We start from the raw sequence: 11,171 nt of genomic DNA on the forward strand, positions 1-11,171 counted from the left end.
TCGTCAGGGCGCTTCGGTGAGCGCGGTGAAGAACTGCCGGACGTCCTCGGCGAGCAGGTCGGGGACCTCCATCGCGGCGAAGTGGCCGCCGCGGTCGAACTCCGACCAGTGCCGGACGTGGTAGCGCCGTTCGACCAGCGGGCGGACCGCCAGGGTGATGTCGTGCGCGAAGACCGCGACGCCGAGCGGGACGGGGCAGGGGGTGGCGCCGCGCGGGGTCTCGCGGGTGAGGCGGGCGGAGGAGGCGGCGGTGGCGGTCAGCCAGTACAGGCTGACGTCGGTGAGCAGGCGCTCGTCGTCGACGGGGGTGGCCGGGTCGGTCCAGTGCGCGAAGCGTTCGGCGATCCAGGCGAGTTGGCCGACCGGGGAGTCGGTGAGGGCGTAGCCGAGCGTCTGCGGGGCGGTGGCCTGGAGGGCCTGGTAGGGCGGCCGGTCGGCCTGGAGGGCGCGGACCTTGTCGAGCCGGGCCTCGTCGGCGGCGGAGAGCGTTCCGGCGTCCGGGTCGGGCGGCAGCGGCAGGTAGGTGACGTGCACGCCGACGACCCGGTCGGGGGCGTGCGCGGCGAGGGCGGTGGAGATGCCCGCGCCGAAGTCGCCGCCGTGGGCGCCGTAGCGTTCGTAGCCGAGGCGGTGCATGAGTTCGGCCCAGGCGCGGGCGACCCGGGGCACGCCCCAGCCGCGTTCGCGGGTGGGGCCGGAGAAGCCGAAGCCGGGGATGGACGGCACGACCAGGTGGAAGTCGCGGCGCAGCGGTTCGAGGACGTCCAGGAACTCGAGGAAGGAGCCGGGCCAGCCGTGGGTGAGGATCAGCGGGAGGGCGTCGGGGCGGTCGGCGCGCAGGTGCAGGAAGTGGATCCGCTGGCCGTCGATCTCGGTGGTGTGGTGCGGGAGTCGGTTGAGCCGGGCCTCGTGGGCGCGCCAGTCGTAGCGGGTGCGCCAGTGGTCGGCGAGTCGGCGGAGGCGGGCCAGCGGGAAGCCGTAGTCCCAGCCGGCGCCGTCGATCTCGTCGGGCCAGCGGGTGCGGGCGAGGCGGTCGGCGAGGTCGTCGAGGTCGGCCTGCGGGACGTGGACGCGGAAGGGCTCGATCATGGGTGTCACCTCGGGTGCGGTCGGCGGCGCGATCGTTAGCGCCATAAACGTTCGTCGCACTAACGAAGGTAGACTGTTAGTGGCACTAACGCAACAGTGGGAGGACCGAGCATGAGCCCCGCACCCGAGGACGCCACGCCCGAACGGCTGCGCGCCATCCCCAGCCGCCTGCTGGCCGGGGCCGCCGCGGCCGCCGACCGGCTGGTGAACGAGCGGCTGGCCGCCGAGGGCGCCCGCAAGTGGCACTTCGCGGTCCTGGTCGCGCTCGCCGAGACCGGCCCCGCCAGCCAGTCGGACCTCAGCCGCCGCACCGGCGTCTACCGCAGCGACATGGTCGCCGTCCTGAACGAGCTCGCCGAGGGCGGCCACCTGGTCCGCGAGCCCGACCCGGTCGACCGGCGCCGCAACGTCATCACCCTCACCCCCGCCGGCCGCGACCGGCTGCACCGCCTGGACGCCCTGGTCACCGCCGCCCAGCAGGACCTGCTCGCCCCCCTCTCCCCCGCCGAACAGGCCGAACTCACCCGCCTGCTCGCCCTGCTGGACACCCGCCACCGCCCCCCGCACGGGGGCGAGCACGCCTGACGGGCCGTCGGGGCCCTCGGTCGGGGCCCCGGCGGTCCGTCAGGCGGCCGTCACCAGTCCGAGTTGGCCGCCCCCAGGCCCAGCAGCACCTGGTCGAAGCCGTTGCCGTCGCTGTCGTCGGTGTACGACAGCGCGAGGGTGCCGAACGGGGAGGAGGCCACCGCGAGCTGCTCCTGCCGTCCGGCGGTGTCCCGGCTGACGGACCGGGCGGCCAGGCGCCCGGTGGAGCTGCCGTCGGGGTTGAGGCCCCGGGCCCACACCGCGGGGTCGGCCCCGGCGACGCTCCAGCCGACCACGGCCGCGCGCCGGTCGTCGATGCCGATGCTCGGGCCGACCGCACCGGCGCCGGTGGAGACCTCGACCTCGGCCGAGCCGGGGGCGCCGGTCGCGGTGAAGGAGCGGGCCCAGACGCCGCGGGTGCCGGTGTGGTCGGACTCCCAGGCCACCGCGAAGTCGCCGTTGAAGTCGGCGGCCACCGCCGGGTGCTGCTGCTGCCCGGCACCGGCGCCGTTGGCGCTGCGGCGGGCGAGCGTGACGGCCCCGTTCGCCTTGGCCAGCCCCACCAGGCCGATCTGGTAGGAGCCGTTGCCGTCGGTGTCCTCGCCCCAGACCACCACGGCGTCGCCGGAGGCGGAGGTCGCCACGTCGGGGTCGTGGTGGGCACCGCCGGTCGCGTTGACCGTCACCTCGTACGCCTTGGTGGTCGTCCCGGTGTACCCGGCCGCCTTCACGGTGGCCGCCGCGGTGCCCTGGACGTCCTCCCAGACCACGGTGAACGCGACGGCGGTAGTGCTGCCCGGGGCGCCGTCCGGGTCGACCGCGACGTGCGGGCGGACCTGCTGGCCGTCGGCGTTCGCGTTGGCCCGGCCGGAGCCGAGCAGCGCGCCGGTCGGGGAGAGCACCCGGTAGACGACGTTGTAGTAGCCGTTGCCGTCCGGGTCCTCCGCCCAGACCACGACGGCGTTGCCCCGGTCGTCGAGCCCGACGTCGGGCTGGCGGTGCCGCCAGGCGGTGCCCGCCGTGCCGCCCGCCGAGAGCTTCTGCTCGTAGGCGGAGGTTCCGTTGCGGTGGACCCGCACCCACACGTCGCTGTGCGCGTCGTCGGCCGGGTCGGCGGTGTCGCGGTCGTCCTCCCAGACCACCGCGGTGTCGCCCAGGCGGTTGGCGGCGACCGCGGAGGTGTCCTGGTCGCCGGTGGCGTCGCTGTTGGCGGTCGTCCAGGAGGCGGGGCCCGCCGCCGCGGCCGGGCCGGCCAGGGCGAGGAGCGCGGCGAGGACGGCGGCGGGGAGCGCGGCGAGGGCGCCGGGTACGGAGGGCTTACGCATCGGCCAACCCCGGGTGTCCGTCGTGGATGGTGAAGGTCCGGGCGGTGGTCGCCGCGGCGCCGTGCTCGGTCACCGTCGCCACCGAGCGGAAGTCCGCGGTGATCTGCGCGGGCGTGATCCGGGTGCGGACGTAGCCGCGCCGGTCGGAGTAGAAGCGCAGGTGCGGGTTGAGCGCCCCGTTGGGGACGGCCGTGGTGGCACTGCCGTTGCCGCCGCTGGTGATGGAGGTGCAGACCAGTTCGGAGCCGATCGTCGCCGACGACGGGTCCGCGTAGTCGGCCTTGAGGTCGTTGCCCCAGGAGGCGTGCACGTCGCCGGTGAGGACGACCGGGTTGCGCACCGCCCGGTCGACGATGCCCTGCTGGATCCGCGCCCGGCTGGCCCGGTAGCCGTCCCAGGCGTCCATGTTCATCGCGCCGGACGCGTTGACGTTGCGGGCGAAGAAGACCTGCTGGCCGATCAGGTCCCAGGTGCTCAGGTGCCGGCCCAACCCGTCGAGCAGCCAGGCCTCCTGGGCCGCGCCGGTGATCGAGCGGGAGGCCAGGTCGGCGTCGGCGCAGACCTTCGTCCCGTCGCCGCACGCCTGGTCGTCGCGGAACTGGCGGGTGTCGAGCATGTGGAAGGTGGCCAGGGTGCCCCAGCGGACCCGGCGGTAGAGCTGGATGCTGTTGCCGGAGGGGGTGGCGGCGGCGCGCAGCGGCATGTTCTCGAAGTACGCCTGGTACGCGGCGGTGCGGCGGGCCGTCCACTGGGCGGCCGTCAGCACGGGGCTGCTGTCGGCGCGGACCGTGTTGGCGTAGTTGTTCTCCACCTCGTGGTCGTCCGGCACCACCAGCCACGGCGCGATCGCGTGCGCGGCCTGCAGGTCCGGGTCGGTGCGGTAGAGCGCGTAGCGGCGGCGGTAGTCGGCCAGCGAGACGATCTCGCTGCCCAGGTGCCGGCGCACGCCGGTGGTGCCGGCGCCGCCCTCGTAGATGTAGTCGCCCAGGTGCAGGATCAGGTCCGGGCGGTCGTCGGCCATCCGGCGGTAGGCGGTGTAGTAGCCGCTCTCGTAGTGGGCGCACGAGGCGAACGCCATCGTGAAGTCCCGCCCGACGGCGGTCGGCGACGGCGCGGTGCGGGTGCGGCCCACCGGGGACACGTGCCCCTGGGCGCGGAACCGGTAGTAGTACTCCGCGTCCGGGGCGAGGCCGCCCGCCAGCACGTGCACGGAGTGGGCCTGGGCGTAGCGGGCGGTGACCGTGCCGGAGCCGACCAGGGTGGCGAAGCTCTCGCTGGCGGACACCTGCCAGTCGACGGCGACGTCGGCGTTGGGCATGCCGCCCTGGCCGTCCGCCTCGGTCGGGGCCGGGGCCAGGCGCGTCCAGAGCACCACGCTGCTGTCGTCCGGTTCTCCGGAGGCGACGCCGAGCGTGAAGGGGAAGGGGGTGGTGGCGGCGGCCGACGGCTGTGCCGCCGCCCCGAGTTGGAGTGCGGCGGCACTCGCGGTGCTGAGCCCGCCGAGGAGGAAGATGCGGCGACTGAGGTTGCTCATGGCCGCCCATGCTGGCGGGCCCGGGTGAACTCCCGCCCCTTCCGCGGGAACCGCCGAGTGACGCGGTGACGGCGCGAGTTGACATGAACTGGCAGGGCGTCAGTGGCGGTGCACCCGGCAGGGGGCGTACTCGTACGGGGCCTTGAAGCCCTGGACGGGGCGCAGTTCGGCCGTCCAGTCGCCGGAGATGACGCCGCGCCGCAGCAGGAACAACTGGTTGGCGCGGCGGCACAGTTGGGCGCGGTACTGCTCGACGGCCTCCTCGCCGTTGACGGCGAGCCCGGTGACGAACTCCTCCAGCAGGCAGCTGCCGCAGGCCCCGCCGAGGTGGTGGCGTTCGCGGCCGATCCCGACCGCCTCCAGGCCCCAGACGGTGACGGTGCCGTCCGGACCGACCCCGGTCAGCAGGGCCTCCGGGGGGCCGTCCGCGGTGCAGGCCGCCAGCAGGCGGGCCCGGAACGCCTCCGGGTCGACGGCGACCAGCGGCTGGTTCATCCGGCGGGCGGCCACCACCACCAGGTGCGCCAGCACCGTGGCGACGGCGGTCACGCAACCCGCGGCCAGCAGCCAGCCGGGGCCGTCACCGAGGCCCAGGCCGACGGCGACGCCCGACCAGAACAGCGCGGAGAGGTAGTCCAACGCGCGGGCGCCCTGCCGCGCGACGATCCGCAACGCGGACCAGCCGGCCAGCACCGGGATGACCACCAGCCCGACGGTCTGCCACACACCCATGCCCGCCCCCTGACTCCCCCTCAGCTGAGGATTTCCGCCCGGGGGGAGTTCCAACCTTCGGACCGGGATCCGACACGAACGCAAGGCACTGCGCGCAGCGGGAACGGGTTCCCGCCCGCGGAGAACTCCAGCCCCGGGCCCGAACCACCCGAAACGGACGCGCTGCGCGCGGCAGGAACGGGCTGCCACCCGAAGGGAGTTCCAGCCCCAAGGCCCGGCACGAACACACGGCGCGCGGCGAAGCGGAGCAGGGCGGAGAGCGGACGCGAAGCGCTGCGCGCAGCGGGAACCGGACCCCGCCCGCGGAGAACCCCAACCCCCTGACCCGGGCCCGGCGCGGATGCGTGGCGGGGGGGAGCGCTGTGCGTTGTGTGCAGGGGTGCCCCCCGGGAGGGGTTAGCGGTGGCGGGTGCCGCGGGCCGTGGTGGGGACGGTGAGGCGGTGGGGGCGGTCGGCGGGGGCGGCGAGGAGGTCGTCGAGTTGGCTGGTGACGGTGGCGCGCAGGTCGTCCTCGTCGGTGAACTCGTGGTCCTCGAACAGGGAGTGGCCGGTCCACATCAGGTTGGCGCAGACCTGGGGCGGGACCTGGCCGGTCTGGGCGCCGAGGCCGACCAGGGCGACGGAGGCGATGCTGCCGGGGGTGGCGGCGTTCTGCCGGTGGACGGCCTGGAAGGCGGCGGCGCAGGCGAGGGCGACGTTCAGCGTCTGGCTGACGTCCTGCGCGGAGGTGCGCATGGTGGGGGTGGAGATCAGGAAGCGGGGCACGGCCGCGCCGGAGGGCACGCAGACGGCGCCGCCGACCTTGAGCTCGCCGCCGTGGCCGTCGCGGATGGCGCGCTGGACGCGCAGCTGGATGCCCGCGCCGAGGTGCCGCTTGATCACGGCGTCGAGGCCGCCGTCCATCCGTCCGCGGGAGTTGGTGGGCGTGACCCAGGCGTCGACGTCCACGTCCAGGATCGAGCCGGTGCGGATCTCCACGCCCGGGGTGCCGGCGAACGCGGTGCGCCAGGCGGCCACCACGTCGGTGTTGAGGTCGGTAAGGACCACGCGCAGCGGCTCGGGGGCGTGCTTGACGGTCATGCGGGTGAACTCCGTTCGGCCGGTGGCTCGTTGTCGGTTCCGACGCTACCGGCGGGCACTGACAGCTCCGGGTCGGCGGCCTGTCGGCGGCGGGGCCTAGCGTGATCTTCGATCGCACCGCCTCCCGGTTGGAGACCGCCATGTCCGAACCCACCCCGTCCGCCGCCGACCCGAACGACCCGCTGGGGCTCGCCGAGCTGTTCAAGGGCGGTGGCGAGGAGTGGTTCCCGGTGCTGAAGCGGTCGATCGAGCTGCATCGGGACGCGGCCTCGTTCATCGGGCCGAACCGTCCTCAGGACGTGGTGCCGGTGCGGGAGTTGACGTTCCAGGCGCTGAAGCCGAACCCGCCGGGCAAGTGGAAGGTCGTGGTGTTCGGGCAGAACCCGTACCCGCGGCCGGAGAGCGCGACCGGCATCGCGATGTTCGACAACACCTTCCAGGACTGGAAGGACAGCCAGTTCGGCCGGGTGGTGAGCATCCGCTGCATCATCAAGGCCGCGGCGATGTGGAAGTACGGCATCCCGAAGAAGACGCCGATCGCCGACCTGCGGGCGCTGCTGGCGCAGCACGGCACCGTGCAGCCGCCGGAGTGGTTCCAGGCGATGCTGACCCAGGGCGTGCTGCTGCTGAACGCGGCGCTGACGGCGAGCAGTGACGGGTCGACCTCCCCCGCGGTGCACACCAAGTTCTGGAAGCCCGTGGCGGAGAAGATCGTGGAGGAGGTCCTGCGGGCCAAGCAGGAGGGTCCGGAGGAGGACCGCGGGGTGGTGTTCGCCTGGTGGGGGACGCACGCGCGGGCGCTGAAGCAGTCGGTGGAGTGGATCGCGCGGCGCTACCCGGACGTGCAGGTGCGGCACATCGACCACCCGAACCCGGCGGCGCAGGGCGACGTCTTCTGCGACGGCGAGCACTTCGCGCAGGTCAACGCGGCGCTGGAGGGCCTGGGCGCGGACCCGGTGGACTGGCTGCCCGGCGCGGGCTGGCAGGCCGCGGCCGCCGCCGAGGGCCGCGCCGACGAGGGGACGGCCTCCCGGATGGGCGCGTTCATCGCCTCCACCATGGAGCTGCACCAGCTGTACCTGGAGCGGCTCGCCTCGGTGAAGGACGAGGGCCTCGAACTGCCGCCCGTCACCGGCGTGTTCGACCTGGAGCGGTTGGGCTTCCGGGAGGCGGTGGAGCCGGTCGCGGCGCTGCTGCGCGGGCTGGAGCGGCACGTCGGCTCGGCGCACGAGTTCGGCAAGCGGCACGCGGACGCCGCGGCGGGCGCCACCGCGGGCGGGCTGGACGCGGAGGCGGTCGCGGCGCTGCACCTGTACACCTGCGAGTCGGCGTTCTACCGCGAGCTGAACGCGGCGCTGCGCCACCCGGACCGGGCCCGGCTGGCCCCGTACCTGCCGTACCTGCGGCTGCTGTTCGACGCGGTCGGCCGCCTGCCGGTGCGCCCGGAGCCGCTGTGGCGGGGCGTGGCGCTGGACCTGCGGGCGCAGTACCCGCTGGGGCGGACGGTGACCTGGTGGGGCGTCTCCTCGTGCACCTCGCGCCCGGCGGTGGCCCGCTCCTTCCTCGGCAGCCGGGGCCGGCGGACGCTGTTCGAGGTGCGCCCGGCCCGGGCGGTGGGGATCCGGCAGTTCTCGGCGTTCACCGAGGAGGAGGAGTACATCCTGCTGCCCGGCACCCAGTTGACCGTCACGGACGTGGTCGCGGAGCGCGGCGGGCTGTGCACGGTGACGCTCACCGAGTCGGCGGACGGGCCGCTGGTGTCCTGAACCGGGGGTCTCGCGACGTCCGGCCGGGGTCTCGCGACGTCCGGCCGGGGTTTCCGGCGTCCGGCCGGGGCGGGGGTGCGCCCCCCGTTCCGGCGTACGCCCCTTGCCGCGGCCCCCGGCAGGTGCCGGGATCTTCCCTGACGGGGGCGGGTTTGATTGACTGCGCGTCATGACCTCCCGTGTGTTCGAGTCCGTGCCGCCCGATCCGATCGCCTACCTGGACCGGCTGGCCGTCTCCGAACTGGGCCGGGAGTACAAGTCGGCGATGCTGGCGGCGCTGGCGGTCGAACGGGGGCAGACGGTGGTCGACCTGGGCTGCGGGCCCGGCACCGACCTGTCCGCGCTGGCCGAGGCGGCCGGGCCGGAGGGCACCGTGCTGGGCGTGGACCACGACCGGGAGGCGGTGGACACCGCCGCCGAGCGGACGGCCCACCTGCTGCAGGTCGACGTCCGGCTGGGCGACCTGCACGAACTGCCGCTGGCGGACGGGAGTTGCGACCGGGCCCGCACCGACCGGGTGCTGCAGCACGTGGCCGATCCGGCGCTGGCACTGCACGAGGCCCGCCGGGTGCTGCGGCCGGGCGGGCTGCTGGTGCTGGGCGAGCCGGACTGGGGGACGCTGACCGTCGACCACCCGGACGCGGCGCTGACCGCCGCGTACACCCGGTACGTCACCGACCAGGCGGTGCGCAACGCCCGGATCGGCAGCCAGCTCCCCCGGCTGGCCGCCGGGGCCGGGCTCGACGTGCTGGACGTGCGGCCGCTCACCCCGGTCTTCCGCGAGGTCTCCACCGCCGACCAGGTGCTGGGCCTGCAACGGGTCACCCGGCGCGCGGTGGCCGCGGGTTACTTCACCGCCGAGGACGCGGACCGCTGGCTGACCCACCTGGCGACCGGGCACTTCCTGGCCGCCGTCACCTTCCACGTGGTCACGGCCCGGGCCTGAGCCCCGGCCCCGCGGGGGCGAGGGCGAGGGCGAGCAGGTCGGTGAAGACGCCGAGCGGGTCGTCCCAGCCGCTGCCCGGGTCGGTCCGGTCGCCGTTGGTGTTGACGGTGGGCCGGCGGGTGCCGTCGGCGGTGGCGAAGGCGTACGTCCAGGAGCCGAGGGTGGCACCGCCCATGCCCCAGAGGCTCCCGGTGCCGCCGGACGCCCCCCCCCGGCGGTCGGGGCGGGACGGCCGGGGCGGGGCGAAGGGCTGACCGCCCGCTCGCTGGCCCTGCTGGAGGGGGCCGCCGCACTCGGCGCGCTGCTGGCCGGCTCCCGGCCCGGGAACTGAGCCGGGGCGGGAGCCGGGCCGGGAGCCGGGGCGGGGCGGGAGCCGGGGCGGGGCGGGGCGTCAGGCGCCGTCGGCGGTCTCGATCTGGTGGATCAGGCGCTTGAGTTGGGCGACCTCCTCGCGCAGGGCGCGCTCACCGGCCGGGGTGAGGGTGATCCAGGTGCGGGGGCGGCGGCCCTCGTAGCCCTTCTCGACGGCGACCAGGCCGGCCTTCTCCAGGACGGTGAGGTGCTGGCCGAGGTTTCCGGCGGTCAGGTCGAGGGTGGTGCGCAGGAAGCCGAACTCGGCGCGCCGGGCCTGGTGGGCGACGGTGAGGATGCCGAGGCGGATGCGCTGGTGGACGGTGTCGTCGAGGGCCTTGGCGGGGTGCTGTCCGGCGTCGGCACCCTCTGCGGCTTCGGCAGGCGTCATGCGGCGGCCCGCGGGCGGGCGCGGCGGTTGGCGAGGGCGAAGAGGAGGGCGCCGGTGAGCAGGTAGAGGGCGGGGACGCCGTGGCGGCTCAGGGCGGACCAGGGGCCCGCGGCCGCGCCCCACCAGCCGAAGGTGACGGGGGTCAGTTCGATCAGCAGGTAGCCGAGGGCGAACAGGGCCAGGGCGCGGCTGCGGTCGATCCGGGCGAGCACCAGCAGCGGGACGCCGATCGCGGCGGCCCCGCCGAGGAACTGCTGGACCAGCAGGGTGGCCCGGGCGTCGGCGGCCAGGTGCAGGCCCCAGAGGTCGAGGTCGGCGCCGGGTGCGGGCTGGGAGGCGCCCCACCAGGTGGTGACGGCGAGGGCGGCGACGGCCGCGGCCCCGGCGAGCACGTACGGGCGCACGGGGGTGCCGACGCCGCGGCGGCGGGAGCGGTGCAGGTACCACCAGGCGGTGGCGGCGTACGCGGCGAGCAGGCCGGCCGTCCAGTAGGCGGCGGAGCCCTGCCGCATCAGGGTGCAGGTGTCGCCGGGGGCGGCCGGGCCGCCGGGGCAGGGGACGGTCTCCTGGTGGAAGGTCAGTCGGCCGACCAGGACTCCGCCCAGGGTGACCAGGCCGAACAGCAGCAGCGGGATCCAGGAGTCGCGCTGGACGGCCCGCACCCGCCGGGTCAACTCGCCGAGGCCGGACAGGACTTCACGGGGGGTGCCGGGCAGCGGCACCGAGGCGTCTGTCATGCAGTCAGCTTTGCATCACAGAGCTGTTGCCACAAGAGAGCGGAGGGGAAAGGGACGGAGGAGGGCGGGCGCGCGAAAGGGGCGGGTACCGGTGGCACCCGCCCCTGGGAACCGCGGTGGGGCCGTCAGGCGCGGCCGAGGGCGCGGTCGACGGCGATCTCGATCACCACCCGCTCGGGGTTCTCCCGGGGCTGGCGGTAGCGCTCGGCGTAGCGGCGTTCGGCGTCGGCGACGGAGGCGGCGTCCTGGCGGATCACGGCCCGGCCCTCCAGGGTCGCCCAGCGGGCCCGGTCGACCTGGCAGAGGGCGACCCGCTGTCCGGCTTCGCCCGCGGCGAGGACGTTGCGGACCTTGCGGCTCTCCCGGCTGCTGATCACCCGGGCGGTGCGGGTGGCCGGGTCGAAGGTCGCGCCGACCGGGACGACGTGCGGGGTGCCGTCGGGGCGCAGCGTGGTGAGGGTGCACAGCTGGTACTCGCGCCAGAAGGCGAGGTAGGCCGGGTCGAGGTCGTGGAGGTCGTGTGCCATGTCCGCATGCTAGTAGGGCTTGGTCAGGTTCGCCTGAGTGCGGGTATGTCGCGGTGGCAGGTCGGGCAGTGTCCTGCCCAGGTGGCGAGGACCAGCTGCAGCTCGCGG

At 75.0% G+C, this 11,171-nt stretch carries 12 protein-coding genes; 3 read left to right on the forward strand and 9 right to left on the reverse strand.

Annotated elements, in window-relative coordinates:
- Positions 1-3: 3 nt before the first annotated feature.
- Positions 4-1,089 (reverse strand): epoxide hydrolase family protein, encoded by a 1,086-nt coding sequence (locus OO57_RS11025; protein ID WP_033252157.1) that lies wholly within the window; start codon positions 1,087-1,089, stop codon positions 4-6.
- A 111-nt stretch (positions 1,090-1,200) separates the two neighbouring features.
- Here OO57_RS11025 and OO57_RS11030 point away from each other — a divergent pair, with 111 nt between their 5' ends.
- A complete protein-coding gene (locus tag OO57_RS11030; protein ID WP_033252158.1) occupies positions 1,201-1,674 on the forward strand; it encodes a MarR family winged helix-turn-helix transcriptional regulator in 474 nt (157 codons plus the stop codon).
- A 50-nt stretch (positions 1,675-1,724) separates the two neighbouring features.
- On the opposite strand, the gene OO57_RS11035 is transcribed toward OO57_RS11030, so the two are convergent.
- From OO57_RS11035 to OO57_RS46735, 4 genes are all read right to left on the reverse strand, one after another.
- Entirely contained in the window at positions 1,725-2,999 is a 1,275-nt protein-coding gene (locus OO57_RS11035) for a hypothetical protein (protein WP_033252159.1), read from the reverse strand.
- Positions 2,992-4,533, reverse strand: a complete 1,542-nt coding sequence (locus OO57_RS11040) for an alkaline phosphatase D family protein (protein WP_033252160.1) — start codon at positions 4,531-4,533, stop codon at positions 2,992-2,994. The genes OO57_RS11035 and OO57_RS11040 overlap by 8 nt, the downstream gene beginning before the upstream one ends.
- A 99-nt stretch (positions 4,534-4,632) precedes the next feature.
- On the reverse strand, positions 4,633-5,265 hold the full coding sequence (locus OO57_RS11045) for a hypothetical protein (protein ID WP_033252161.1): 633 nt from the start codon (positions 5,263-5,265) through the stop codon (positions 4,633-4,635).
- A 396-nt stretch (positions 5,266-5,661) separates the two neighbouring features.
- Positions 5,662-6,345, reverse strand: a complete 684-nt coding sequence (locus tag OO57_RS46735) for a macro domain-containing protein (protein WP_033252162.1) — start codon at positions 6,343-6,345, stop codon at positions 5,662-5,664.
- Positions 6,346-6,485: 140 nt separating this feature from the next.
- On the opposite strand from OO57_RS46735, the gene OO57_RS11055 reads away from it, so the two are divergent.
- Together OO57_RS11055 and OO57_RS11060 are read left to right on the forward strand one after the other, a co-directional pair.
- Complete coding sequence (locus OO57_RS11055) at positions 6,486-8,111, forward strand: ADP-ribosyltransferase domain-containing protein (protein ID WP_033252163.1); 1,626 nt, start codon at positions 6,486-6,488, stop codon at positions 8,109-8,111.
- Between the two features lie 169 nt (positions 8,112-8,280).
- Positions 8,281-9,057: a methyltransferase domain-containing protein gene (locus OO57_RS11060; protein ID WP_033252164.1), complete on the forward strand. Its 777-nt coding sequence runs from the start codon at positions 8,281-8,283 to the stop codon at positions 9,055-9,057.
- Here OO57_RS11060 and OO57_RS11065 read toward each other — a convergent pair.
- The 4 genes from OO57_RS11065 to OO57_RS11080 form a co-directional block, all read right to left on the reverse strand.
- Positions 9,041-9,232: a hypothetical protein gene (locus OO57_RS11065; protein WP_033252165.1), complete on the reverse strand. Its 192-nt coding sequence runs from the start codon at positions 9,230-9,232 to the stop codon at positions 9,041-9,043. The genes OO57_RS11060 and OO57_RS11065 overlap by 17 nt on opposite strands.
- Before the next feature lie 216 nt (positions 9,233-9,448).
- On the reverse strand, positions 9,449-9,799 hold the full coding sequence (locus OO57_RS11070; protein WP_033252166.1) for a winged helix-turn-helix domain-containing protein: 351 nt from the start codon (positions 9,797-9,799) through the stop codon (positions 9,449-9,451).
- Positions 9,796-10,536 carry a hypothetical protein gene (locus tag OO57_RS11075; RefSeq protein ID WP_158715086.1) on the reverse strand — a complete coding sequence of 247 codons (741 nt, stop codon included), beginning with the start codon at positions 10,534-10,536 and terminating at the stop codon, positions 9,796-9,798. Before OO57_RS11075 ends, OO57_RS11070 begins: the two co-directional genes overlap by 4 nt.
- Before the next feature lie 125 nt (positions 10,537-10,661).
- Entirely contained in the window at positions 10,662-11,063 is a 402-nt protein-coding gene (locus OO57_RS11080; RefSeq protein ID WP_033252168.1) for a pyridoxamine 5'-phosphate oxidase family protein, read from the reverse strand.
- Positions 11,064-11,171 lie beyond the last annotated feature (108 nt).

The sequence above is a fragment of the Kitasatospora phosalacinea genome, from assembly GCF_000717185.1.
Taxonomy (GTDB): domain Bacteria; phylum Actinomycetota; class Actinomycetes; order Streptomycetales; family Streptomycetaceae; genus Kitasatospora; species Kitasatospora phosalacinea_A.

What these genes read in the sequence shown, in the direction of transcription:
- OO57_RS11025 (WP_033252157.1), bottom strand. Translation starts at nt 1,089, where the DNA reads ATGATCGAGCCCTTCCGCGTCCACGTCCCGCAGGCCGACCTCGACGAC.
- OO57_RS11030 (WP_033252158.1), top strand. Translation starts at nt 1,201, where the DNA reads ATGAGCCCCGCACCCGAGGACGCCACGCCCGAACGGCTGCGCGCCATC.
- OO57_RS11035 (WP_033252159.1), bottom strand. Translation starts at nt 2,999, where the DNA reads ATGCGTAAGCCCTCCGTACCCGGCGCCCTCGCCGCGCTCCCCGCCGCC.
- OO57_RS11040 (WP_033252160.1), bottom strand. Translation starts at nt 4,533, where the DNA reads ATGAGCAACCTCAGTCGCCGCATCTTCCTCCTCGGCGGGCTCAGCACC.
- OO57_RS11045 (WP_033252161.1), bottom strand. Translation starts at nt 5,265, where the DNA reads ATGGGTGTGTGGCAGACCGTCGGGCTGGTGGTCATCCCGGTGCTGGCC.
- OO57_RS46735 (WP_033252162.1), bottom strand. Translation starts at nt 6,345, where the DNA reads ATGACCGTCAAGCACGCCCCCGAGCCGCTGCGCGTGGTCCTTACCGAC.
- OO57_RS11055 (WP_033252163.1), top strand. Translation starts at nt 6,486, where the DNA reads ATGTCCGAACCCACCCCGTCCGCCGCCGACCCGAACGACCCGCTGGGG.
- OO57_RS11060 (WP_033252164.1), top strand. Translation starts at nt 8,281, where the DNA reads ATGACCTCCCGTGTGTTCGAGTCCGTGCCGCCCGATCCGATCGCCTAC.
- OO57_RS11065 (WP_033252165.1), bottom strand. Translation starts at nt 9,232, where the DNA reads ATGGGCGGTGCCACCCTCGGCTCCTGGACGTACGCCTTCGCCACCGCC.
- OO57_RS11070 (WP_033252166.1), bottom strand. Translation starts at nt 9,799, where the DNA reads ATGACGCCTGCCGAAGCCGCAGAGGGTGCCGACGCCGGACAGCACCCC.
- OO57_RS11075 (WP_158715086.1), bottom strand. Translation starts at nt 10,536, where the DNA reads ATGACAGACGCCTCGGTGCCGCTGCCCGGCACCCCCCGTGAAGTCCTG.
- OO57_RS11080 (WP_033252168.1), bottom strand. Translation starts at nt 11,063, where the DNA reads ATGGCACACGACCTCCACGACCTCGACCCGGCCTACCTCGCCTTCTGG.